This window comes from Pseudoalteromonas sp. PB2-1, from assembly GCF_045040605.1.
Taxonomy (GTDB): domain Bacteria; phylum Pseudomonadota; class Gammaproteobacteria; order Enterobacterales; family Alteromonadaceae; genus Pseudoalteromonas; species Pseudoalteromonas arabiensis.
In genome coordinates, this window is the sequence record NZ_CP090667.1 from 1334706 (window position 1) to 1360623 (window position 25918).

A 25918-nucleotide genomic window follows, 5' to 3' on the forward strand; every position below is an offset into this window, starting at 1 on the left:
AAAAATATATCTCAGCCGCGATTATTTAAGCTATTTACTATCAATGTGTTGCAATAGATATTGTAGCCCAACTGGTTTATAGTTTGCAGCTGGAATAGAGTTTGCAAGAAAACATAATTAAGAATTCAATTCTGCAAGAATTACTCAATGTTTAAGCAACGACAGTTGCTGCGTTAACATTTAAAACACGAAAGGATCAGCATGCGCGGTTTAGCTACACTCTTTTTATTAGCGTCTGCATTGGTGATAACACCAACTTACTCTAATGAAGGCACCACTCTTAAAGGCCCCAAAGGTGTCGATTATGGTGCGCAGGGGCGCTCAATTGGTCCAATTAAGCCGACCGATACTTTATGGCGTATTGCGGCTAAAGTTCGCCCTGATAACTCAGTGAGTATCTATCAAGTCATGCAGGCTCTGTATGAGAAAAACCCATCATCGTTTCTTGATCAAAACCTTAATCACATGCGTGATGGCGCCTATCTTAAAATCCCTACAATTGCGGAAATGCGAGCTGTTAACGCAACGCTTGCAAAAGCACGTTCTGAGCAAGACGATGAATTATGGGAAAGAAAGAAAAATGGCACGTTAACGACAGCACAAATTAATGAATCTCAAAAGAAAGTAACGCAAGCCCGTAAAGTTGATGTTGATGAAGCTAAACAAGAGTTAAAGCAAGAAATTAACACCATTAAAGCTGAGCAGGGTACGCAACTGGTTGAGTTGCAAAAGCAATTTAAGTCCTCTGTAGAAAATGTTGAAGAGATTTTAGAAGAGAACAATAAGTTAAAAAACCAACTTACGGGTATTTCTAAAGAGCTTGAAACTGTTCGTAATCAGCTGGGCCAAGATAGCGAAATTCAAAAGCAACTTAAAGAGCTGATTGATAAGCAAAACGAAATAATTGAGCAGCAAAGAGCAAAAAAGATTGAACAGGACAGTGGGATTAACTTTTCGTCTCTTTTGAGCAACCCATTTGTTCTGGGCGCATTAATGTTTATTCCTGCATTACTGGTTATTGGCGGCGTGATTATGTTTTTGAAAAAACGCAACCGCAGTGAACCAGAGTCGACAGATGACGATGAGTTTTTGCCGCAGAGCCCAAGCTTCTCTTCCGAAGAAGAGCTAGATCCTATAATTGACTCTGATCCGCTTGTACCTGAGCCTGAGCAAGATAGCGATGATCTCAGTGTTCGTCTAGATGATGACGATTTAGAGCAAGATATGCTGCCTGATGATGACATTATTTTTGATGACAGCATAGATGATGCCTTTGATGAAGACGATGACAATGTTTTAAATCAAGACGAGCTTGAAGGACTCTTGAGTGACGATATTGTCTTTAATGATGATACGCCAGAACAAGCGATTGAAGATGATGAACTTGATTCATTCTTACAGCAAGACTTTGACCAATCTGATGATGACGGCTTAGGCGATGAAATTGATCTCGATAGCGAAGCATCAGGTGCAGACACCTCTGGTGATATTTTAAGCGCCGATGATATTGATAATTTATTTGAAAACGATGACAGCCTTGATGATTCGCTTGAATCAAGCTCTTCAAATGATGAAATGGCCGCCTTAAGTGAAGAACTTGCCGAAGAAGACTTTGATATCGATAGCTTGATTGATGAGCAACAAGACGCAGCAGATGATACACAAGCAAGTATTGATAACGATGATATTGATGATCTACTCGACGAACCTTCAACTGAGCCTGATGCGGAACTGATCGATGAAGACGATTTCGATATAGATAGTTTAATCGATGAAGCACAAACAGACGACTCTGAACCAGCACCTGTTGAAGAAGGTGATCTTGTTGATGTAGATGAAGCAGAGGATGCCTTTGACCTAGATGATATTGACTCACTTATCGACGAAGCCGCAGAAGAGCAAAACGATGAACAAGCTCCAGTTGAACCAGACGCTGATGCACTCGTTGATGAAGATGAAATAGAGGACGACTTTGACCTAGATGATATTGACTCACTTATCGACGAAGCCGCAGAAGAGCAAAACGATGAACAAGCTCCAGTTGAACCAGACGCTGATGCACTCGTTGATGAAGATGAAATAGAGGACGACTTTGACCTAGATGACATTGACTCACTTATCGACGAAGCCGCAGAAGAGCAAAACGATGAACAAGCTCCAGTTGAGCCAGACGCTGCTGCACTCGTTGATGAAGATGAAATAGAGGACGACTTTGACCTAGATGATATCGACTCTCTTATCGACGAAGCCGCAGAAGAGCAAAACGATAAACAAGCTCCAGTTGAACCAGACGCGGATGCACTCGTTGATGAAGATGATATTGAGGAAGGCTTTGATTTAGATGATATTGACTCACTTATCGACGAAGCCGCAGAAGAGCAAAACGATGAACAAGCTCCAGTTGAACCAGACGCTGATTCACTCGTTGATGAAGACGAGATTGATGATGCACTCGATGTCGATGATATTGACTCACTCATCGATGAAACCGCACAAGAGCAAGCGGATGAGCCAGCACAGGTTGAGCTAGATGCGGATGCACTTGTTGATGAAGACGAGATTGATGATGCACTCGATGTCGATGATATTGACTCACTTATCGATGAAGCCGCAGAAGAACAAAGCGATGAGCCTGCATACGTTGAGCCAGACGCGGATGCACTTGTTGATGAAAATGAGATTGATGACGCACTTGATGTCGATGATATTGACTCACTCACCGATGAAGCCGCAGAAGAGCAAGCAGATGAGCCAGATGCGGATACATTTGTTGATGAAGACGAGCTTGATGTCGATGATATTGACTCACTTATCGATGAAGCTGAAGAGCAAGCGGATGAGCCAGCACACGTTGAGCCAGATGCAGATGCACTTGTTGATGAAGACGAGCTTGATGTCGATGACATTGACTCACTTATCGATGAAGCCGCAGAAGAGCAAGCGGATGAGCCAGCACACGTTGAGCCAGATGCGGATGCACTTGTTGATGAAGACGACATTGATGATGTACTCGATGTCGATGATATTGACTCGCTTACCGATGAGGATGAATTAGATGATTCACTCAATGGTGATGACGAATTAGCGCTTGATGATATTGATGAGCTAATACAAGAGGCAAATGAATTAAAGCAAGATACGCAAGCACAAATTTCAGAACTCTCTGATTCAGAGCCCTTATCTGAGCATGATGAAAATCTCACTGACTCACTCGAAGATCTTGCTGATGCAGAACAAGCAATTGATGATGCCCGCGTAGAGGAGCTTGCATCGGAGTTAAACGATGATGCAGACATTGACGAAGTTGATATTGATGAAGCTATCAATACTGACTTTAGTGAAAACAGTGATGACTTGCTAGATGATGACGACAGTTTAGATGAATATGATGATCCATCATTAAAGAGTGTTGATGAGCTTCTTAGCGAAATTGGGGAAGAGGAAGAGTATGTCGCTGCACCAGACTGGTCAATAGATGAGCCAAATGAAGATTTTGAAGAAGTAGAAATCGATCTTGGCGATGATCCGCTCGCTGAAGAAGAGCCTGTCGATGACGTTGATTTAGACGCTGACGATGAGCCATTATCACAAGATATGGTTACCCCAAGCCAAGAGTTGGAAGAGTATCCAGAGCTTGAATTTGATGAATTAGAAGCAGACGAGATTGCCGACGAAACAACCAATGAAACAGAGTTAACCCCGAGTCAAGCAGAGCAAGACTTAGCAGACTCTCTTGCCACGGCGAGTGTCGATCAGCTAGACGATGACTTTGACGATGAGATTCTCATCGACAATGAGTTTACAGAGGATGACTTACTCGACTCTGATGACGAGAACACACAAGAAGATGATAACCTACTTGACTTAGGTACTGAGCACGAACAGGAGCAGACACTAGCTGATAAAGAGCCAGCTTCAACGGATGACTTCAGTGATATTTCAGATGATGATATCGACGATGATTTCATGGCTGATCTTACGCAAACAGACTTTGATGCGTTATTGAATGAACTTGCCGAACCTGATGATAGCCATGTTGCCGATGCCAGTGAATTTGATGTTGATTTTAATGCGCTTCTAAATGAAGACCTACAAATTGACGACTTAAATAATGATGAGCTAGAAGCTACAGAACCTGACAGCACTTCAACAGAGACTACGGCCAGTGATGAGTTTGTGGATATTGATTCATTGCTAGAGCAAAGTGATGATGAAGCGCTTGATTACGAGCCTTATGACGATGTGGATATGGATGTCGGCTTAAGTGACTTTGATGACTTACTAGCAGGTGATAACCCAACAGACGTTGATGCAGAGAGCGGTGGTTATTCTGCCAAGCTTGATTTAGCAAGAGCATATATTGAAATTGACGATTTTGATTCAGCTTTACAGGCTATTGAAGATGTCATCAACAACGGCCCAGATGAAGTGCAAGCAGAGGCACAGTCGCTAAAGGCGAAGCTTAACGGGTAAAGTCATTTTTGACTAGAAAAACGAGCTATTTGAAGTGACCCCCACTCGTTGGATAATCCAATTACTGGGGGTCTTTTTATATCCAAACTCATCGTGCTTCATATGCTGAAAAAATTGACTTTTGCCTAGTTCATCACTTGCTTCTTACAGTACAGAATCTAATTGTCATTCATAAATAATGCTGCTAACTTGTTAAAATTAAAAAGTTAGTGCTATTTTTCGGCCTTAAGTAATTGGAAATTTGGCTTAGTGTTATGACGTAAGTTTGGTATTTATTTAATGACACCTACTGGCAGGTAAGCATTAATAATGACTGTGATTTAATGTGTATTCAAGGAAGCAGAATGAAAAAAGTAGGAAAAATCAGTAACAGCCGAAGAGATTTACTAAAAAAAGCGACCGCAATGGCAACCATTGCAGTCGCTGGTACTGTTGTTGGAAATGCTCAGGCGCAAACAAATGGCACACCTGTTAATGCAAGTAAAATAGAGCCTAAATATTTACCTATACCAAAACAGGTTCCTGCAACCGAAGGTGTCTTACCTCTTTCAGGAGGAGCTGGACTTTATTATTGGGACACAGGTGGCGAGGGTCCTGTTATTATTCTCTCACACCCTGGTAGGGGGAGTGCATTAACTTGGCCTTATCAACAACCTGTTTTTGCAAAAGCTGGCTTTAGAACAGTTACCTACTCTAGGAGAGGTTATTTTGGCTCACCCGCTGGCTCAAAAGATGATACAGGCAATTATGCTGATGATCTTAATGCATTAGTTGAGTTTTTAAGCATAGAGAAATTTCATATTCTGGGTTTGGCCGCAGGAGGCTTCGCCGTTTCGGATTCTGTTGTTTCTTACCCTGAAAAACTACTCAGTATGACAATCGTTTGCAGCTTATTCGGCTTATGGGATAAAAATATAGATGAACGGTTAGACTTTATTCTGCCTAAAGCTTTTTCTGACTTGCCGCCCGAATTTAAAGAGCTAGGAGCTTCTTACCGCTGGGCCCACCCTGATGGCGTTAGAGAATGGGTTGAAATGGCCAAAAAATCGAGAGGAGATGGAGTTTGGCATGGGCAAGAAGCTAAGAGTAAAATCACATGGGAAAAAATTAGAAACGCTAATATACCTACCTTTTTTATTACAGGGGGAGCTGATTTATATCAACCGCCTTCTATGATGCGAGCAGCTGCTCGAGAAGTTCCTCATAGTGAAACGCTTATCGTCCCAGAGGCTGGGCATGCTGTTCAGTGGGAACAACCTGAATTATTTAATAATGCCGTGCTCGACTTTATAAAAAAGCATAGTTAAGCATTTTTAGCATATCGTTTGCTGAGTGATATTTAACAAACCAATTCCGGCAGGTGTTAGGCGCCGCTTCAGAGTTTAGCTAGAGGCGGAGACGCCCTGAATAAAGGAAGTTGTATTAAGGAAGATGTAATGAAATATCTAATAACTCTCGTATTATTTTTGTCGATGAACCTAAGCGCTAAAGGAGACGAGCTCTACTATAAAGCCTACGATCAAAAGGGGTTTAAGATGACGATTGAAGAAATAGAAAGAGGCTCAAATTTTTCTATTTTAGAGGTTGATATTATTGATACGGATGCTCAAGGTGCGTTCTCTATAATTGCTGCGGCAACTTCAATTGGAACAGAGCTGGAAAAAAGCCATTTCACTGTGATAAAGGAATATAAAAAGGGCAAGCTTTATTATTACAAAATGTTTTTTACTTCGGATATTAGTAAGGATCCATCGTTGGTATTTCCCAATGAGATGAGCGAAGAGCGGCTAAATACCCATAAGGAAATCGGTTATTTATCGATAGAAGATTTTAAAGCGCCCCCTGCAGGTGAAAAATTAAATGAATAAGGCAAAAAATTCGAACAATCAAATTCAATTTCATTCATCGAGTCTGATTGTTCGAGTTAGCGTCATTCAGCGAATGCTTAATTATTTCCTATCTTCTAAACGGCGAGCTTTGAAGTCAGAATCAGCTTTCCACTTTGGCCAATCACCGTTATTGGCAAGCTTGGCAGCAATATCAACAATCAGTTCAATATCTTGCTCAACGCCACCCATTGACCATTGTGGCGAATAGTCATCTGCTTCTTTATGGTATTTATGAGCAATGTAGTCTGGATCAGTATCACCTAGGCTCATAAACAACAAGCTAGGCACACCTTGTTTAGCTAAAGAGAAGTGGTCTGAGCGGAAAAACAGACCGTTTTGTGGTCTTGGGTCCATTTTGACGTGGCGGCCTTGTGCTTTGGCTGCATCAGCTAGGTAGTCTTCCATTTCAGACATGCCTTTGCCGTATTGTAAAATGTAATCAACGCCATCAAGCACATTCATGCCATCAATGTTTAGTAGTGCCACCATGTGTTTTGTAGGCACAATCTCACCGGTAGCAAACTGCTCAGAGCCAATTAAGCCAGTTTCTTCTGCGGTGAAGTTGGCGAAGATAATAGAGCGTTTAAATGGCTTTTTCTTGTGCATTTCACTAAGAATGCGAGCAATTTCAATTGTCGCTGCGCTCCCAGATGCATTATCAACAGCACCATTGTAAATCTTCAGACCATCATCAGTTTGCTTGGTACCAAAATGATCCCAATGTGCACCAATAACAATGTACTCTTCAGGGGTTTGACTACCAGTGAGTGTAGCAACCACATTATGAGATTTTGCTTGTGAAATATCACTTTTAAGCGTCAGTTCGGCCTTAGCTTTTAAATCAACGGGTCGAAAGTCTGCTTTTAATGCGTTAGCTTTTTCAGTTTGATAATCAAAACCTGCTTGCGCGAATATTTCATTGGCAGCTTGTTCATCAATCCAACCCATAACAGGAACGTCTGAGGCATTTTTATCTTGGTCGATTAAGGTATATTTACTGCCGGTATTAGAGCTCTCTACAACGCCCCAAGGGTAAGCAGCAGGGGCTGTTTCGTGGACGATGAAAACAGCTTTTGCACCTTGACGTGCGCCTTCTTCGTATTTGTAAGTCCAACGACCATAATAGGTCATCGCATTACCAGTGAATAGTGTCTCATCTTGAGTAGCAAAACCTGGATCATTAACAAGTACTATGATTGTTTTGCCTTTGACATCAATATCAGCAAAGTCATTCCAGTTGTATTCTGGCGCTTTAATACCGTAGCCAACAAACACAACATCAGAACCATCGATGTTTATCTCAGGGTTAATTTGCTGCGTACGGGCGGTAAAATCACTACCCGCATTAAAGCTTAAATCACCCACTTTCAATGTCATGTTTTGATCAGGCGTGAGTTTGGCCATAGTAACAGGTTGCAAAAACTCGCCTTTGTAGCTACCTGTAAGGCCAAGCTTTTTGTATTCATTTGCTAGGTAGTTAATTGTTAGTGTTTCGCCTTCAGTGAGTGGTCCACGACCTAAAAATTCATCAGAAGCAAGTGTTTTAATATGTGAACGTACATTATCAATGCTCACAGTTTCATTGTTTATTACGCTTTCACTGGTATTTGATGCAGGCTCTGAGCAGCCCGCTAAACCAATTGCAAAGGCTAGGCTTGCGTATTTTAAGTGGGTTATCATCATTTTGTCTGGTTTATTGAACATATCCTCACTATATTAGCAGGGAGTGAGGCTGTCCACAAAGACGCTTTCAATAACTAATTATTCAGGATAAAGGGGTAGTCATGCACTTTTCATCCTTTCAATTTTACTACTATTGGGCTCTGCATCAATCTTCTTTCCAGAAATGAATCGTTTTAAGATACCTCGTGTTTTCTTAAAGCGAGGTCTTTCAACTTGAGCGCTATTGTGAAACTTGCCGCCTGTTAATTGTGCTGAGTGGCGATTGCTAGCTATGTTAGAAATTTTATATTGCCACTAAAGTTACACTGTTTAGTGTCGTTTTCATGGTTTACATCAAAAGTAAACCATATAGTGCAATTTTTTTTTTTGCGTTACACTGGCTAGGTAATCGGAGGGGTCGATGAAATTATCACAAAGAAAGCGATTAGATATTTTAAATGCTGCAGAAACTCTTTTTTTCAACAAGGGTTTGAGCATACCAGTATGGATCAGGTAGCGAGTGTAGCTGGGGTTTCGAAGCGAACGGTTTACAACCACTTTGAGAATAAGGATGTGTTGTTTCAGGCTATTTTAGTCTTTATGTTTGAAAAAGTACGTAAAGACAATGCTGTGCTCTTTAATAGCGATAAACCTGTCAATGAGCAGCTTACACAAATAGCCGAACAAGAAGTTGCTTTATTAACTTCTAAGGCGTTTTTAAAAGTAGCAAAAGTTGCCTTTATGCAGATGTTACAGCAACCTGACTTGGCCAAATCACTTGCTAACAATAGTATGGGGTGTATGCAAGATTTAGTGACGTTTTTAGAACAAGCCACGCTTGCTCAAAAACTACAAGTTGAAGATGCAGAGTTTGCAGCTAAACAGTTTGTCTACCAATTAAAGTCATTAATTTTTTATCCGTTACTTTATGGGTTTGAGCAACAAGACAGTAAAGCTAACACAGAGATCATTAGGCAAACGGTTAAAATGTTTTTAGCCCGATACCAAGTTTAAGGACTGCAAATGAAAACAGGGATTGTCGTACTCGGTGCACCTAATGACGCGGATGGCAGCTTATCGGTAATTGCAAAAAGTCGTTGTGATAAAGCATTCGAGGTGTATTTAAATAACCCAGATAGCTATATTTTATGTACTGGGGGGTACGGTAGTTTTAATCTCAGTGCTCACCCACATGGTTATTTAACGCAGCGATATTTAATGAGCTTAGGGGTTGCTGAAAAAGTTTTTTTAGATAATGCACCCAGCCGGTTTACGTTAGAAGATGCGACACTTGCAAAACCTATTTTAGGAGCAGCGGGCATTCAAAAGTTAATTTTAGTCAGTTCAGAGTTTCACATTGAGCGTGTTGGGTATGTTTTTAAGCACGTGTTTCCTTCTATGATTTTGCAGACTGTGTCGGCTATAACGCCCATCTCTGAAGCTGAACTTGTTAAGCTATACGCTCATGAGCAGTCTGCAATGCTCAGAGAAGAAGAGAATATTAAGCAACTAAAAAACCGCGAATTATAAAATATCGCGGCTTTTTTAGTTTTATATATTAGCGTATTATTTTACTTCTTTACCAGCTGCTTGTTGGTCAGCATGATAGCTGGAGCGAACAAACGGGCCGCAGGCTGCATGCGTAAAGCCAATCTCATCTGCATAGTCTTTTAAGGCATCAAACTCTGCTGGCGGCACGTAACGCTTTACTGCTAGGTGGTGTTTAGATGGTTGTAGGTATTGACCTACAGTTAGCATATCAACGTTATTTTCGCGAAGGTCGCGTAGCACTTCTTCAATTTCGCTAATTTCTTCACCTAAACCTACCATCAAGCCAGATTTCGTTTTCACATTAGGGTGTGCTTCTTTAAAACGGCGTAATAGCTCTAGTGACCATTTATAGTCAGCCCCTGGACGAGCAAGCTTGTATAAACGCGGTGCAGTCTCTAGGTTATGATTAAATACATCAGGGGGTGTTTCAATTAAGATATCAAGCGCACGGTCCATACGGCCACGGAAATCAGGCACAAGGATTTCAATTGTGATCGCAGGGTTATGCTTGCGAATCTCGCGGATACAATCAGCAAAGTGTTGTGCGCCACCATCGCGTAAATCATCACGATCAACTGATGTGATTACAACGTAGCTTAGCTTCATATCTTTGATAGTCAGTGCCAGTTTCTCTGGCTCTGCAGCATCTGGCTTTAATGGACGGCCGTGGGCAACATCACAGAATGGACAGCGACGTGTACAAATTGCACCTAGAATCATAAAGGTCGCAGTACCGTGGTTGAAACATTCAGATAGGTTAGGGCACGATGCTTCTTCACATACTGAGTGTAAACCATGCTTACGCATAGCTTGTTTAATGCCATCAATACGTTCGGTTGATTTTGGTAAGCGAATTTTTAGCCATTCTGGCTTACGCAACATCTCGTTTTTTTCAGTTGGTAAAACTTTAACTGGGATCAGTGCCATTTTCTCTGCATCACGCAGTTTTACGCCTGGTTCCATTTTGACTGGTTTATTCATTCGTTTTCAAACCCTTCAGTGTGCTTAACCACAGTAGCATTAAGCTTTTTAATCATGTGTTTTACAAGCCCTGCACCTGCTTGCTCGAGGTTTTGTGGGCCATTTAGGTCAGTTGTTTGCACCATGTTCATACCTGCATAGCCGCATGGATTGATCCGTAAAAAAGGTGCTAAATCCATGTTTACATTCAGTGCTAAACCGTGAAAAGAGCAGCCGCGACGGACACGAAGACCAAGTGAGGCTACTTTACTATCGTTTACGTAGACACCCGGTGCATCGGCTTTGGCGTAAGCATCAATATCATAATCTTTAAGCGTATCTATAATACACTCTTCTAACCAAGTGACGAGTTCACGCACACCAATATTTAAACGACGTAAATTAAACAGCACGTACATCATTTGTTGGCCTGGTCCGTGATAGGTAACTTGGCCACCACGATCCACTTGAATAACTTCAATATCACCCGTGTTTAGCAAGTGTTCTGCTTTACCAGCTTGGCCTTGTGTAAATACTGGTTCGTGTTCTACTAACCAGATTTCATCCGCGGTATGTTCATCACGAGTATCAGTAAAAGATTGCATTTTTTGCCAAATAGGCATGTAACGCTGACGACCTAACTGACGAACGATTAATTCTCTTTCGCTCACGACTTACTCCGTAATCAGCCTATAGCATATGACGTACGTCATCGATGTTGCTGATCACGTTATAGATTTCTTCAATGTGCTCTTTGCTTGTGACCGTTGCAACAAGCGTTACTGATTCGTAATTACCTTTGCTGCTTGGCTTTACTTTAGGTGCGTAATCACCTGGTGCAATAGGTTGCAGCTTTTCTAAGACTTGATCTGTCAAGTTTACATTTGCTAAGCCCATGATTTTAAATGTAAATGGGCAAGGGAAGTCTAAATACTCATCAAACTTAGTATTTTTAACAGGTTGAACCACGACGGTGACTCCTCAAACAGTGAGTGTGCTTAATAGAGATTTTCTCGGCCATTTCTTGGCGTTAAGCAAACTAGGTTATGACGCACTCGACCCAGCGCGACTGATATGGGGCGCATTCTATCATTTTTCAGGCAAAAAAAAACGCCTTGCGATGCAAGGCGTTTATAATCTTTTATTCGTTATTACATTATTTGTAAACGTAGGTAATCATAAATTTTGCTAAAGAAGCTACCTTCTGCTACTTCCTCTAGTGTAACTAGTGGATATTGCGCGATTTCTTCACCTTCAAGCTGTAAAAATAAAGTACCTACTTTTGTCCCTTTTTCAAGCGGTGCTTCTAAGGTTTTATCAAGCTCAAAGTTTGCTTTTAAATTTTTACGTTGACCACGAGGGATCGTAATCGGTGTATCTTCTAAAATGCCCAAAGATACATTTTCTTTGTTACCCATCCAAATACGTTGCTCAGCGAAGCTATCGCCAGCTTTGTACGGTGTAATTGTTTCGAAAAAGCGAAAGCCGTAGTTAAGTAGTTTTTTACTTTCAACTTTACGTGCGCGCTCACTTTCTGCGCCCATAATTACTGCAATTAAGCGCATATCGTCTTTAGTCGCAGAGCTGACTAAACTATAACCCGCTTCTGATGTGTGGCCTGTTTTGATGCCATCAACATTCATGCTCTCATCCCATAACAATGAGTTACGGTTATATTGTTTAATGCCATTATAAGTGAATGATTTTTTAGCATACACTTCGTATTCATCAGGCACGTCACGAATAAGTGCAGCGCCCAGTGTCGCCATATCGCGTGGAGTTGTGAAATGCTCAGTTGTATCTAAACCGTGGCTGTTGATAAAGTGGCTATTAGTCATACCTAATTTTTCAGCATGAGCATTCATTAAATCAGCAAATGCACTTTCACTGCCAGCAATATGCTCGGCCATTGCCACACAGGCATCGTTACCAGATTGAATGATGATGCCATGGTTAAGGTCATCAACACTGATCTGTTTACCTACTTCGATAAACATTTTTGATGATTCAGGGAAGTTCTTTGCCCACGCTTTTTCACTCACTGTAACCATATCGGTAGGTGATATGTTACCTGCTTTAATTTCAGTACCAATTACATAACTGGTCATCATTTTGGTTAAACTTGCAGGCGCCAATTTGGTATCGGCTTCGCCTTCTGCGATCACTTTACCGGTGGTGAAATCAACCAAGAAGTAACCTTTCGCATTAACTTGAGGTGGGGCAGGGATGATTTGGGCTGTTGCAGAGAAAACGCTAGCAGTGCAAACAAGGCCACAAACGCCACTTAAGATTTTATATTTTATAGATTTCATCATACTCATTAATGGTTAAAGTTAAACATGTCGCGTTAACCTATTCTAAAGGTCTTACTCACTGTAAAGCAAGAACGCGTTCTGAAATTGGTTTTGTTTTAATTTGTTCAAGACAGTGTGTGCTTCAGCAGCATCTTTGATTGGACCGAGTCGCAAACGATAAATTCCGTCTTTTTCAACAATATTTGTTGGTACATGGTATTGCTGACGCAATTGAAACGCGAGAGCTTCGACGTTAGCAAGTGTACTGCCTGCAGCAACCTGTATGTAACTTAAACGTGGGGCAGAATCGGCAAGTGTAATTGCTTCAACCTTAACACGCGCTGTACCTTTTGTGTAATAGCCTAGCTTGTAAGCGGCTGCATAAGACAGGTCAATTAGCCTGTCATCATGAAAAGGGCCGCGGTCATTTACTCGAACGATGACAGATTTACCATTATCTAGATTAGTCACACGGGCAAAACTGGGTAAAGGCAGTGTTTTATGAGCGGCAGACATAGCAAACATATCGTATATTTCGCCGTTAGAGGTGTGATAATTATGAAATTTTCGACCGTACCAAGAGGCAATGCCTTCCTCAGAATAACCGGTTTCGTCAAGCATCGGTGTGTAGCGTTTACCAAGCACTTCATAAGGACGACCCGCACTTGCACTTTTTACAACTGGTGTGACGACGGCATCTTGCATTTCAAGCTCTGTCGGTTTACGCAGCGGAGCAGCATCATGTTCCATTGCATACCTGCCTCGTTGTGAAGAGGAGCTACATGCTGTAAGTAACACACACATTAAAACAATAAATAGAAGATTTACTCGGTTTATCATTATTTTAAAAGCATCCTTTTATCGGTAGCGATGGACATAATAATGCCAAATCCGGCCATCAGGGTTACCATCGATGTGCCACCGTAACTAATTAATGGTAAGGGAACACCCACAACAGGAAGTAAGCCCGATACCATGCCAATATTTACAAATACATAAACAAAAAAGGTTAACGTGAGTGCTCCAGCTAGAAGTTTACCAAATGCATCTTGAGCATTAACAGCAATATAGAGTCCGCGACCTATGATAAATAGGTACATGCAAAGCAGTAAGCACACGCCAAAAAGACCAAACTCTTCACTGAGTACTGAAAAAATAAAGTCAGTGTGCCTTTCTGGTAAAAATTCGAGTTGTGATTGTGTACCTTGCAACCAACCTTTTCCTTCTATACCACCAGAACCAATAGCTATTTTTGACTGAATTATGTGGTAGCCAGAACCAAGAGGGTCACTTTCAGGATCTAAAAACGTGAGTACCCGCTGGCGTTGGTAGTCGTGCATTCCATAATGCCAAAATGGCCATGCTGCGAGCGCGATGGTTGCACTAAAAAAACCAATCAAGCGCCAACTTAAACCAGACAAAAACAACACAAAGATGCCAGAACTGGCGATTAAAATCGAGGTACCTAAGTCAGGTTGCTCTTTTATTAAGACGGTTGGTACCATCACGATTGCAAAGCCAATAATCAGGTGGATGACTCTCGGTGGTAAGTGGTTACGCCCGATATACCATGCAACCATCATAGGAACGGCTATTTTCATTAATTCAGACGGTTGAAATCGAGTTACGCCCAAATCAAGCCAACGTTGAGCTCCTTTTGAGCTAACGCCGAATAGCAAAACACCAACCAGCATTAAAAGCCCCACACAGTAAAGGGGTATAACCATGCTTTTTAATGTGTTAGGTGAAAATTGAGCAAGAATAAACATACCTAGCACAGCGCCAAACATGCGAGTTGCATGGCGAACCATCATTGCTGAATCTTGGCCACTGGCGCTGTACACAATAGCAAGACTCGCTACCATCATAGCCATTAGGGCAATGAGCAGTGGTAAATCGAGGTGAAGGCGCTGCCAAATAGAGCGCTTTTTATTTAATGGGATCATGGCGCATCACTTTGAGCTGTTTGAATAGGGTTAGCTGAGAAGTAGTAATCCATTAATTGACGGGCGATTGGTGCACCAACTGTACTACCACCACCAGTATTTTCTACGACCACAGAAACAACAATCTGCGGGTCATTATAAGGTGCAAAGCCAATATAAATCGCGTTGTCGCGTTGTCGCTCTTTTAATGATTTAGCATCATAACGTTCACCTTGTGCAATACTAACAACTTGTGCAGTTCCCGTTTTACCAGCAGGGTCATAGGTCGCCCCTTTAAATGCTTTATGGGCTGTCCCTGTGACTTTATGCACCGTGTTGTGCATCGCATCAAGTGCAATTTGCCAGTGATGTGGATTTTTAAGTACTACGGGAGGCTTTTCTTCATTATTGATTTGCGTTACTTCGTTTTCTTTTTTGGCTACTTGCACAAGGTGAGGAGGGTGGTCCAAACCACGGTTCACCAAAATGTTAGTTGCATTGGCTATTTGCATCGGAGTGGCGGTCCAATATCCTTGTCCGATACCCACTGAGATTGTATCGCCTCGCCACCACGATTCTCTGAAACGGGCTTCTTTCCATTCTTTGGATGGCATAATTGCCGTTGTTTCTTCATGAATATCAATACCAGAGAGCTCGCCAAAGCCAAACTGAGTCATAAAGTCACTGATTTTAGTGATGCCTAGTCGATAAGCTACATCGTAAAAGTAGGTATCACATGACTCTTCAATGGCTTTGTAAACATCGACATGACCATGGCCCCAACGCCTCCAGTCACGCCATTTGTGCTCAACATTAGGTATTTGAAAAAAGCCGGGATCCCAAATTTGTGTTTGCTCGGTAACCAGCCCTTCTTCCAATGCTAAAATAGCCATGTGCGGCTTCACTGTTGATGCAGGGGCATATCGGCCTTGTGTTGTACGATTTATAAGTGGTCGATCAGGGTTTAGTAATTCTTTGTAATCTTTGCTACTGATACCATGAACAAACAAGTTAGGGTCGTAGCTTGGATTTGAGTATAGCGCCAATACTCCGCCATCTTTGGCATCAAGCACAACAACCGCACCACGCATATCTTTTAAGGCATGCTGGGCAATTTGTTGTAAACCTATATCGAGGGTAAGCACTAAATCATGGCCAGGCTCTGGAGGGGTAAGGCTTAAAGTACGAATTACTCGACCACGGTTATTTACTTCAACACGTTGTGAGCCAACCATGCCATGCAGAAGTTCTTCATAATACTTTTCGATACCCAGCTTACCGATATCATGGGTGGCACGGTAGTTAGTCGCCTGATCCTCCGCTTCGAGTTTTGTAAGCTCTTTTTTATTAAGCTTAGCAACATAACCTAGGGCATGAGTTAATGTGTCACCATATGGGTAGTAGCGAGCTAGGCGAGCTTCAATACTAAACCCTGGGAATTTATGCTGATTTACCGAAAACTTTGCTACTTCGGTTTCATTTAATCGTGATTTGAGTACTTGGCTTTTAAAGCGACGGTTATGCTTTATATCATCTAAAAAGTCAGCTTTTTGTTGTTCACTGATATCGATAATCTGTTGAACAGCTGTGAGCGCTTTATCGAGGTCGTCGACATCTTCAGGGATCACCTCAAGATTGTAAACTGGTTTGTTTTCTGCCAGTAATACTCCATTTCGGTCATAGATAAGGCCACGGTTGGGCGCAATCGGAATGACTTTAATACGATTATCGTTCGAACGAGTTTGGTAATCTTGGTGATCAATGACCTGTATGTTATATAAATTTGATAATAAGACACCAATTAGCAGGGTAACAAACACAAAACCCACAAATGCTCGACGAGCAAATAAGTTTGCTTCAGCCGAGTGGTCTCGAATCGTGGGTCTGTGTTTTCGCATTGGTTTTACTACTCGCGATGATAAGGGTGGTTGTTATTCAAGCTCCAGCCACGGTAAAGGCTTTCGGCAACAATAATACGCACTAAAGGGTGCGGTAGTGTTAGGTTTGATAGTGACCACTTTTGTTCAGAGGCTGCGATACATTCAGGTGCTAAGCCTTCAGGGCCGCCAATTAACAAGCTAACATCACGTCCATCAAGTTGCCACTTCTCCATACTCTTAGCGAGTTGATGCGTATCCATTGGTTTACCGGTTACTTCCAAAGTAACAATACGGTTACCCTTTGGAATAGCCGCCAAGGTTTTTTCACCTTCGAGTTGTAAAATACGTTTGATATCCGCATTTTTACCACGCTTTCCTGCTGGTATCTCAACAAGTTCAAGTGGCATATCACGCGGAAAACGGCGTTGATACTCTGTAAATCCGGTTTCAACCCATGCTGGCATTTTTGTGCCAACAGCAATCAATTGTATCTTCAAAATGCGTACCTATGTTCTTGCTAAGGGTTAACCCCAAAGTTTCTCTAGATCATAGAAGTCACGTGTTTGATCTTGCATTACGTGTACAACAACATCACCTAGGTCAACAAGTACCCATTCGCCTTCGTTTTGGCCTTCATAACCAAGCGGCTCTTCACCCGCGTGACGCGCCTCTTTGGCAACGTGATCGGCAATTGATTGTACGTGACGCTTAGAGTTACCAGAGCACACTAACATATAGTCAGTAATATCAGATTTACCACGAACATCGAGTTGTACCACATCACGAGCTTTCATATCGTCGATTTTATCAAGGGCAAAGGCGAGTAGTTGTTTAGAATCCAAAGTGTTTTCTCAAAATTAAATTATCGTAATTTGTTATTTTATCACGCAACCGTTATTTATTCATCTGTTTGGTAAAGATGATGCTGCGCGATATATTGACCGACGCTGTGTGGTAAAAGTTCCGTCATGTCATCATCTAAAAGTATTTTTTTTCTGATTTTACTGGATGCGGCATCAACTTGTAAGCCATTTAAAAAGAACAGCTTACCAGCAGGATTATGCGCTAGTTGGTGAAGGTCACCCGTTTCAGCATGTGTTTTATAATCAGCCAGTTCACCCATTACTTGGCAGGATTGCCCTGGGCGTTGATACACCACAATATGACATAGCTTGACAATTTCTTGCCATTTAAACCATTTATCTAAGTTATTGAATGAATCCATGCCAATTAAAAACATAATCGGTGTAGAGGGGTTTTCTGCACGCAGCTCTTGCAAGCTCAACAGTGAATAGGACGCACCTTCTCGATTAAGTTCTCGGTAATCAATGGCAAAATGTGGATTGTTTTCAATCGCGAGTTTGAGCATATTAATGCGGTGCTCATCGCTTATACCTGGCTTAGCTTTGTGAGCAGGTATTGCGCAGGGCATAAAATAAAGCGTGTCTAAGCTGCATTGCTGAACACATTGCTCAGCCATATTAATATGACCTAAATGGATTGGGTCAAATGTGCCACCAAAAATAGCAATCATCAATCACCACGCTTAGTCGAATGCTGGATGGCAAGGTAGTGCCATTTCGACAGGCTGACAAAACACTAAACATATATGTGTTAATGCTTGATAAGGTGCAACTAGATTCCCTTGCTTATAAGCGGCATCAAACTGCGCTAGGTGTTTAGTGATTTGTTCAAGGGCTTTAATATTAAGGCGGTTTAGGGCTTGTTGAGTCGTTGCTTGTTGGTTTTTCCAAATATTAAACTGTTTGTATAAATCAGCCATATTGACACCATTTAAGCGCCCGTGTTGCATTGCCAACAAACTTGCTGCTTCTTTATTAATAGCCCAAAAGATACTCATGGCTTCCGTGTTGTCATCAGCAAGTTTACTCATAATTTTAACGACTTGTTCAGACTGACCTTGTAAAAGAGCATTGCTTAAATCGAAAATATCAAACTTAGATTGATTAAGTAGTCCTTGCATCACCGCTTGTTGATCAACTAAATCACTACCATACAGTAGCGATAGTTTTTCAAGTTCTTGATGACAAGCAAGCAGGTTACCTTCAGTGGCATCAATTAAGCTTTGTTTTGCATTGTTGTGCAGATTTAGGTTTAAACTGTCGCATTGGTCATCAAGCCAGCGACTCAAGTGATTCCCTGTTAGTGGGTAGCAAGGTACAAATACACCTTGTTTATCAAGTGCTTTAAACCACGCGCTACGTTGAATGTCTTGACTGGCTTTAGCACCTTTTAACACTAAAATAGTGTCTGGATTGACAAGCTCTACGAGCTGTTTAAATATTTGGCTACCTTGCGTACCAGGTTTTTGCTCGTTTAAGTCAAACTCGATTAAAGTACGCGCACTAAATAACGACATACTTTGATATTGGGCAATGATTTCTTGCCAATCAAAGCCTGGCATTAGTGTAAATTTAATAACTTCATCAAAGCCTTGCTGTTTAGCTGCTTGACGAATTTGCATGACGCACTGTGTAATTTGATAGGGCTCTTCACCAAACACCATGTAAAAAGGCGCAAGGCCTTTTTTTAACTGGCTAGGTAGCTGGTTTGCATAGCAACGCATTACAGTTGTGACAACTCTCGTACAATTCGACGACTTGCTTGCTTACGAATTTCGCTTAATAACAAGTCAAGCTCTTTGGCCTTTGCAAGCGCATTATCAGGGTCGTCTTGGTAATTACGATACAGCTCGAAGTTTTGGTTAATAGCTGGCTGACCAGGTCGTTTAAGTGTGTAACTAACACTGTAGGCTAATTCATATTCTGCAACTTGACCATTATCGAATAACGATAAGATCTGACGCTCTAAGCGATCTCTATGAATTGTTAGCTCCGGCAATAGTCGATCGCTATGCTGAAGTTCAACCTTACTGGCAATCAACTCTTTTTCGACTAGCTCGAATAAGGCCGATTTCTCATCATCACCCACCAGTGAAATGACGTTTAAATCGTCAGGTAAGTTTGAGGCTTTCTTTAAATGAAAGCCGCAACTTGTTAGTAATACACAGACTAGCACAAGGGCTAGTCTGTTTTTAAGTGCGTGAAGCGTTGCCATCTTAGTTGGCAACCACGTTAAGCAGCTTACCAGGTACGTAAATAACCTTACGAACTGTTACGCCATCTGTGAACTTAGTTACGTTCTCTTCAGCAAATGCTAGGGCTTCAACTTGCTCTTTGGTTGCATCGGCAGGCACTGTTAACTTAGCACGTAGTTTGCCGTTCACTTGTACAATGATGAGTTTCTCATCTTCAACAAGTGCAGATTCATCAACGGTAGGCCATGCCGCGTCTAAAATGTCGCCTTCTTTGCCAAGGTCTTGCCATAATTGGTGACACATATGCGGCGTGATAGGCGCAAGCATGATAAGCAATGCCTCAAGCGCTTCGTTAGCAATTGCCACATCTTGCTTATCAGCAAGTGGTGCTTTAAGCAACTTGTTCGAGATTTCCATGATTGCGGCGATAGCTGTGTTGAATGTTTGACGACGTTCAACGTCATCAGTGACTTTCGCAATGGCTTTATGTAGTTCACGACGAAGTACTTTTTGGTCGCTATTTAATGCAGATTTATCAAGTGCTTGATAGCCCACCGTTGCTACATCAACGGCGTATTTCCAAATACGTTTTAAGAAACGCATTGCACCTTCAACACCTGAGTCAGACCATTCTAGGGTTTGCTCTGGTGGCGCAGTGAACATCATGAATAAACGCACTGTATCTGCACCGTACTGGGCAATAACTTGTTGCGGGTCGATACCGTTATTTTTCGATTTCGACATTTTGCTCATGCCTGCAGAGAATACCGGCTCGCCATCTTCTTTGTGCCACGCTTTAACAACACGACCTTTGTCGTCTGTTTCAGTTTGTACGTCTGTTGGTGAAATCCAGATATCACCGCCTTTCTCATCTTTACGATAGAACGTATCAGCTAATACCATGCCTTGACATAGTAAGCGCTCAAATGGCTCATCTGAGTTTACTAAGCCAAAGTCACGTAATAACTTGTGGAAGAAACGTGAGTAAAGTAAGTGCAAGATCGCATGCTCAATACCTCCGATGTATTGGTTTACTGGTAACCAGTAATTTGCAGCACCAGGCTCAATCATGCCTTCGTCAAAACGTGGGCTACAGTAACGCGCGTAGTACCATGATGATTCCATAAAGGTATCGAAGGTATCTGTTTCGTGGAATGCAGGCGCGCCATTTACAGTTGTTTTAGCCCACTCAGGGTCAGCTTTGATTGGTGAAGTCACACCATTCATCACCACGTCTTCAGGTAAGCGAACTGGTAGCATGTCTTCAGCTGCAGCAAGCTCATCACCATTTTCGTCGCTAAGCATTGGGATTGGAGAACCCCAGTAACGTTGACGGCTAACACCCCAGTCACGTAGACGGAAGTTAACTTTACGCTCACCTACACCTAGCGCTTCTAGTTTATCTGCAACGGCATTAAACGCCGCTTCAAACTCAAGACCATCAAACTCACCAGAGTTAACTAACACGCCTTTTTCAGTAAATGCTTGGTTGTCTAAATCAACTGTTTCTTCAGAGCCAGCTGCTGGTGCGATAACTTGGTTGATCTCAAGGCCATAAGCTGATGCGAATTCAAAGTCACGTTGGTCGTGTGCAGGAACAGCCATTACAGCGCCTGAGCCGTAATCCATTAATACAAAGTTAGCAACCCAAATAGGTACTTGCTTACCCGTTAATGGGTGAATCGCATAAAAGCCCGTTGCAATGCCTTTTTTGTCCATGGTAGCCATGTCTGCTTCAGCGATTTTCGTGTTTTTACACTCATCAACAAACATTGCTACAGCGTCACTGTTTTTAGCTGCTTCTTGTGCAATTGGGTGACCGGCTGCAACAGCAACATATGTCACACCCATAAAGGTATCAGGGCGCGTTGTATAAACACTGAATGTATCGTCGTTATCAGCACGCTTGAATTCGATTTCTAAACCTTCAGAACGACCAATCCAGTTACGCTGCATGGTTTTAACTTGCTCAGGCCAGTGATCAAGTTTGTCTAAATCGTCTAATAGCTCTTGTGCATAATCAGTGATTTTGATGAACCATTGTGGAATTTCTTTTTGCTCAACAATGGCACCAGAACGCCAACCTCGACCATCAATTACTTGTTCGTTCGCAAGTACTGTTTGGTCAACTGGATCCCAGTTTACTGTTGACATCTTTTTGTATACTAAGCCTTTTTCGTAAAGCTTAGTGAAGAACCATTGTTCCCACTTGTAGTATTCTGGGTGGCATGTAGCGATTTCACGATCCCAATCATAACCAAAGCCCAATTGCTTTAATTGGTCACGCATGTAATCGATGTTTTCATACGTCCACTTTGCAGGTGCAGTGTTGTTTTTGATTGCTGCATTTTCAGCGGGTAGGCCAAACGCATCCCAACCCATAGGTTGCATTACGTTTTTGCCTTGCAAGCGTTGGAAGCGAGATACTACGTCACCAATGGTGTAGTTACGAACGTGACCCATGTGGAGTCGGCCGCTTGGGTATGGGAACATAGATAGGCAGTAATACTTTTCTTTGCTCTCATCTTCAGTGACTTTGAATACTTGGTTTTCTTCCCAGTAGGCTTGTACTTTTGACTCTATGTCTTGCGGGTTATATTGCTCTTGCATCTACGATTCCAGACTTCTTGCAGATTAATAAAAAATTGTCGATAAGGATAACTCAAAATACACGCTAATCACAGCGGCAAATAAGGGCTTTTATGAAATTCTCACTTTCAGGGCAGGTTAACCTATACTTGACTATAGTAAGTACTGATTTTTCATCATTTTTGAAGGAGTAAACGATGGCAGATTATAAATCATGGCTTAAAGACTTAAGCGAATGGCTGAAGGATGTTAAAGACAACGAGCTAAAAGATGCGATGGATAAGTTTGTTGAATCAGAGCAAGCACTCAAAGACTTAGGACAAGAAAAGCTTCATCAATATCGTGACTATCTAAAGCGCGATATCGATCACATCAAAGAAAATGATCAACACTATGATTCTTTAGCTTGGATGGAATTAAAAGAGTCCCTTTGGTACGAGTTATCGCATATCGAAGACAAAACACAACTTGAATGGCATGCACTAAATCAAGATTTTAAACACAATGGCGTCTATCAGCAGGGAGAATGGATAGCCATGGGCACATTAGTATGTAAAAATTGCCAGCATAGTTACGATGTTTACCACGCTACGCAAATTACCCCGTGTATTGAGTGTGGTGGTATTTACTTTAGCCGTAAGGCATTACAACCTTAATCAGTGACGCAGGCTTGGGCTGGGCGTTACCTATAATGCCCAGCTAACGCTGGGAAATAAGAAGTTAGAATGACAAAAAAACTGATCCCTCTACCTGTTAGCGCATTGGCACCTGAAATTGCCGACAATCATGTAGCCACTTGCATGAAAAACCCTTATCCAGAAACACTCACGTTTATTGGTCAACAACGAGCTCAAAGTGCGCTTGATTTTTCATTAGGTATGGAGTTACCTGGTTACAATGTGTATGTGATGGGGGAAGCCGCACTTGGCCGCTTTACTCTCGTTAAAGACAAATTAACAACTCATTCTAAAGAGCGCCCAACGCCTAATGAGTGGCTGTATGTTAATAATTATGATGATCATCGCGAACCAATAGCAATGTTTATGCAAGCAGGGCAGAGCAAGCAATTAGCTGATGATATAGATTCATTTATTGATGAAGTACTTGATACTTTTCCTGCTGCATTTGACAATCCAGGTTATCAGCGCAAGAAGAAATCAATCGACCGTGAATTTACCGATACTTACGATGCCGCAATCACTGCCGTGGAAATTGCAGCCCTTGAGCAAAGTGTGGCGTTGATTGAAGAAAACGGCGTTGTTGGTTTTGCGCCTTTAGTTAATGGCAAACAGCTCAGTGATACAGAATTTTCATCCCTTGATGAACCACTTCGAGACGAGTTTTATGAGGTCATTGAAAAGCTTGAAGATGCGTTAATAGAAGCGCTAATTGAGCTACCACGCTGGAAACGTGAATCCTCAGAAAAATTACGTAACTTAAAAAAATCAACGGCAGAGCTTGCTACTAAACCCTTGATTAAAGCACTTGAGCATAAATATGCTACACATATTGGTGTTCTGCGTTACTTAAAAGACATTCGCGAAGAAATCATCGATGCTGTACTTGAGTGGCTTGACGATGATGACAACGATGAAAACAAAGAAGACTTTGACCGTAAAGGCATGCTAACTGACTTCTTTGCGCCAAACATTCTGGTGGAGTACAAAGAAGGTGATGCTGCCCCTGTGGTGTATGAACCGAATCCAACCTTCGGCAATATTTTCGGCAAAATTGAGTATGCAACCTCACAAGGTTCGCTTATCACCAGTTACCGTTCAATCCAACCAGGAGCACTGCACCGTGCGAATGGTGGCTATTTGATTATGGATGCCGAGAAAGTCATGGCTAACCCACAAGTATGGGATGGGCTTAAACTGTCTTTAAAAACGCATCAAATCAAAAACGACTTGCCCTATCAAGACAGCTCAGTAGGAAGTAGCTTTACGTTACGCCCGCAGCTTATTCCTCTTGATGTAAAAATAGTGCTTTTAGGCTCACGAGACCTTTATTACACCATTGGTGAGTATGACGAAGAGTTTGCTGAGCTGTTTCGTGTACTGGCTGACTTTGATTATTACTTGCCAAGTAGCGATAAACTGCAATATCAGTTCATTACCAAGGTGACTGAATACTGTCAGCAAACATTACATTGCACGACAAACGAAGCCGCTATGGCGCGTTTGCTTAAGTTTAGCTACCGCCAAGCAGAGCATCATAACAAGCTCTCTGCGCGTTTTGCTGATGTACTAGAATTAGTGGCAGAAGCAAGCTTCTATGCAAAGCAGGATGGCCAAACTGTAATAGATGCTCATCATATTGATGAGGCGATTGTTGGCAAGCAATACCGCACAGGGCAAATCTCTGAGACCATGCTAAGTGACATCAAAGAGGGGCAAATTTTAATTGCCACTGAAGGTCATGCTGTGGGTAAAGTGAATGGTTTAACTGTGCTGCACATTGGTGATACTTCATTTGGTACACCAGCACGCATTACAGCCACTGTTTATGCAGGTGCTGATGGCGTGATTGACGTTGAACGCGAAGCAGAACTGGGTAAAGCAATTCACTCCAAAGGGGTGATGCTATTAACCGGTTACTTAGGTAATAAATACGCTCAGCAATTTAGTTTGACGCTCAGTGCTAATATCGCAATCGAACAAAGTTATGGCTATATCGACGGTGATAGCGCGTCACTGGCGGAGTTGTGTGCGCTTATATCAGCAATAACGAATCTACCTATTAGCCAATCAATTGCATTAACTGGCTCTATCAACCAACACGGGGACGTGCAATCAATTGGTGGTGTAAACGAGAAAATAGAGGGCTTCTTTAAGTTATGTAAAATGCGAGGCTTAACTGGCGAGCAAGGGGTGATCATCCCTAAATCAAACCAAGTGAATTTAGTGCTTGATAATGAAGTGCTCGACGCTGTCGAAAAAGGTCGTTTTAATATTTATGCCGTTGAAACAGTAGATCAAGCGTTGAGTCTATTAATGGAAAAAGAAGCTGGCGAAATGACCGAGCAAGGCTACCCTGATGGCTCTATCAATGCATTAGCACTTGCAAGACTGGCAAATATTGCAGATATCGTTAATGGCGATAATGATGATGAGAAGGACGCAGAATGATTAATTTAATACTTTTACTGATTATTGGTATTTTTTGTTTCTTAATTTTTAAAAATAGCAAAAAGGCTAAGCTGCAAGCCCTTGAAAATGAAAAACTCGCTGCTGATTTTTTAGCAACCAATAGTCAAGCTGATGATGTACACGAAACAGCTTCAGGTTTGCAATACAAAATAGAGCAAAGTGCAGGGAATGACGAAAAACCCAATGCGACTAGCAAAGTTAAAGTGCATTACCATGGCACGCTTATGGATGGCAGCGTATTTGATAGTTCAGTAGTACGTAACTCGCCAATTAGCTTTGGTTTAAACCAAGTGATTGCCGGTTGGACTGAGGGGTTACAGTTAATGAGCGAAGGGGATAAATTCACCTTTTATATTCCGCCGCAGCTTGCTTACGGGCGTAAGCGCGTTGGTAGTATTCCAGCTGGCTCATTACTGATATTTGATGTCGAGTTGATAAAGATAGAATCTTAAAACACAAAAAAAGGCTTCATCATGAAGCCTTTTTTA

The 25918-nt window shown here is 41.9% G+C and carries 22 protein-coding genes; 8 read left to right on the plus strand and 14 right to left on the minus strand.

Annotated features, from left to right (window positions below; all coding sequences use genetic code 11):
* Positions 1-201: 201 nt before the first annotated feature.
* The 3 genes from L0Z67_RS06130 (at position 202) to L0Z67_RS06140 (ending at position 6341) form a co-directional block, all read left to right on the plus strand.
* The gene (locus tag L0Z67_RS06130) at positions 202-4473 is read left to right on the plus strand and encodes a FimV/HubP family polar landmark protein (RefSeq protein ID WP_405128588.1); all 4272 of its coding nucleotides are present in this window, start codon (positions 202-204) and stop codon (positions 4471-4473) included.
* 344 nt (positions 4474-4817) lie between these two features.
* Entirely contained in the window at positions 4818-5780 is a 963-nt protein-coding gene (locus L0Z67_RS06135) for an alpha/beta fold hydrolase (RefSeq protein WP_405128589.1), read from the plus strand.
* A gap of 129 nt (positions 5781-5909) precedes the next feature.
* The gene (locus tag L0Z67_RS06140; protein ID WP_062570638.1) at positions 5910-6341 is read left to right on the plus strand and encodes a hypothetical protein; all 432 of its coding nucleotides are present in this window, start codon (positions 5910-5912) and stop codon (positions 6339-6341) included.
* Between the two features lie 81 nt (positions 6342-6422).
* Here the strand turns inward: L0Z67_RS06140 and L0Z67_RS06145 are convergent, their stop codons facing one another.
* On the minus strand, positions 6423-8045 hold the full coding sequence (locus L0Z67_RS06145) for a M28 family metallopeptidase (protein WP_083515372.1): 1623 nt from the start codon (positions 8043-8045) through the stop codon (positions 6423-6425).
* Between the two features lie 483 nt (positions 8046-8528).
* On the opposite strand from L0Z67_RS06145, the gene L0Z67_RS06150 reads away from it, so the two are divergent.
* Positions 8529-9038, plus strand: a complete 510-nt coding sequence (locus tag L0Z67_RS06150; RefSeq protein ID WP_405128590.1) for a TetR/AcrR family transcriptional regulator — start codon at positions 8529-8531, stop codon at positions 9036-9038.
* A gap of 9 nt (positions 9039-9047) precedes the next feature.
* On the plus strand, positions 9048-9554 hold the full coding sequence (locus L0Z67_RS06155; RefSeq protein ID WP_405128591.1) for a YdcF family protein: 507 nt from the start codon (positions 9048-9050) through the stop codon (positions 9552-9554).
* Between the two features lie 36 nt (positions 9555-9590).
* On the opposite strand, the gene lipA is transcribed toward L0Z67_RS06155, so the two are convergent.
* The 13 genes from lipA to leuS form a co-directional block, all read right to left on the minus strand.
* Positions 9591-10556, minus strand: coding sequence for a lipoyl synthase (gene lipA / locus L0Z67_RS06160; RefSeq protein ID WP_193988618.1), 966 nt, complete (start codon positions 10554-10556; stop codon positions 9591-9593).
* A complete protein-coding gene (gene lipB, locus L0Z67_RS06165; RefSeq protein ID WP_083515365.1) occupies positions 10553-11206 on the minus strand; it encodes a lipoyl(octanoyl) transferase LipB in 654 nt (217 codons plus the stop codon). Before lipB ends, lipA begins: the two co-directional genes overlap by 4 nt.
* Before the next feature lie 19 nt (positions 11207-11225).
* Positions 11226-11504, minus strand: a complete 279-nt coding sequence (gene ybeD / locus L0Z67_RS06170) for a DUF493 family protein YbeD (RefSeq protein ID WP_062570642.1) — start codon at positions 11502-11504, stop codon at positions 11226-11228.
* Positions 11505-11686: 182 nt separating this feature from the next.
* Positions 11687-12847 carry a serine hydrolase gene (locus tag L0Z67_RS06175; protein WP_062570808.1) on the minus strand — a complete coding sequence of 387 codons (1161 nt, stop codon included), beginning with the start codon at positions 12845-12847 and terminating at the stop codon, positions 11687-11689.
* A gap of 54 nt (positions 12848-12901) precedes the next feature.
* Positions 12902-13669 (minus strand): septal ring lytic transglycosylase RlpA family protein, encoded by a 768-nt coding sequence (locus L0Z67_RS06180; protein WP_062570643.1) that lies wholly within the window; start codon positions 13667-13669, stop codon positions 12902-12904.
* On the minus strand, positions 13669-14775 hold the full coding sequence (gene rodA, locus L0Z67_RS06185) for a rod shape-determining protein RodA (protein ID WP_062570644.1): 1107 nt from the start codon (positions 14773-14775) through the stop codon (positions 13669-13671). Before rodA ends, L0Z67_RS06180 begins: the two co-directional genes overlap by 1 nt.
* Positions 14772-16652, minus strand: coding sequence for a penicillin-binding protein 2 (gene mrdA, locus L0Z67_RS06190; RefSeq protein ID WP_062570645.1), 1881 nt, complete (start codon positions 16650-16652; stop codon positions 14772-14774). Before mrdA ends, rodA begins: the two co-directional genes overlap by 4 nt.
* Before the next feature lie 8 nt (positions 16653-16660).
* Complete coding sequence (rlmH, locus tag L0Z67_RS06195; RefSeq protein WP_062570646.1) at positions 16661-17131, minus strand: 23S rRNA (pseudouridine(1915)-N(3))-methyltransferase RlmH; 471 nt, start codon at positions 17129-17131, stop codon at positions 16661-16663.
* A gap of 27 nt (positions 17132-17158) precedes the next feature.
* A complete protein-coding gene (gene rsfS, locus L0Z67_RS06200) occupies positions 17159-17476 on the minus strand; it encodes a ribosome silencing factor (RefSeq protein ID WP_062570647.1) in 318 nt (105 codons plus the stop codon).
* A gap of 56 nt (positions 17477-17532) precedes the next feature.
* Positions 17533-18168, minus strand: coding sequence for a nicotinate-nucleotide adenylyltransferase (gene nadD / locus L0Z67_RS06205; RefSeq protein WP_405128592.1), 636 nt, complete (start codon positions 18166-18168; stop codon positions 17533-17535).
* Between the two features lie 12 nt (positions 18169-18180).
* On the minus strand, positions 18181-19221 hold the full coding sequence (holA, locus tag L0Z67_RS06210; protein WP_405128593.1) for a DNA polymerase III subunit delta: 1041 nt from the start codon (positions 19219-19221) through the stop codon (positions 18181-18183).
* The gene (lptE, locus tag L0Z67_RS06215; protein WP_062570650.1) at positions 19221-19712 is read right to left on the minus strand and encodes an LPS assembly lipoprotein LptE; all 492 of its coding nucleotides are present in this window, start codon (positions 19710-19712) and stop codon (positions 19221-19223) included. Before lptE ends, holA begins: the two co-directional genes overlap by 1 nt.
* A 1-nt stretch (position 19713) precedes the next feature.
* Positions 19714-22302: a leucine--tRNA ligase gene (leuS, locus tag L0Z67_RS06220; RefSeq protein ID WP_405128594.1), complete on the minus strand. Its 2589-nt coding sequence runs from the start codon at positions 22300-22302 to the stop codon at positions 19714-19716.
* A gap of 176 nt (positions 22303-22478) precedes the next feature.
* Between leuS and L0Z67_RS06225 the strand changes: the two genes are divergently transcribed.
* From L0Z67_RS06225 to L0Z67_RS06235, 3 genes are all read left to right on the plus strand, one after another.
* Positions 22479-22937, plus strand: coding sequence for a zinc ribbon-containing protein (locus tag L0Z67_RS06225; RefSeq protein ID WP_062570652.1), 459 nt, complete (start codon positions 22479-22481; stop codon positions 22935-22937).
* A 69-nt stretch (positions 22938-23006) separates the two neighbouring features.
* Positions 23007-25409 carry a Lon protease family protein gene (locus L0Z67_RS06230; protein WP_062570653.1) on the plus strand — a complete coding sequence of 801 codons (2403 nt, stop codon included), beginning with the start codon at positions 23007-23009 and terminating at the stop codon, positions 25407-25409.
* Positions 25406-25882 carry an FKBP-type peptidyl-prolyl cis-trans isomerase gene (locus tag L0Z67_RS06235; protein ID WP_237115086.1) on the plus strand — a complete coding sequence of 159 codons (477 nt, stop codon included), beginning with the start codon at positions 25406-25408 and terminating at the stop codon, positions 25880-25882. The genes L0Z67_RS06230 and L0Z67_RS06235 overlap by 4 nt, the downstream gene beginning before the upstream one ends.
* Positions 25883-25918: the final 36 nt, after the last annotated feature.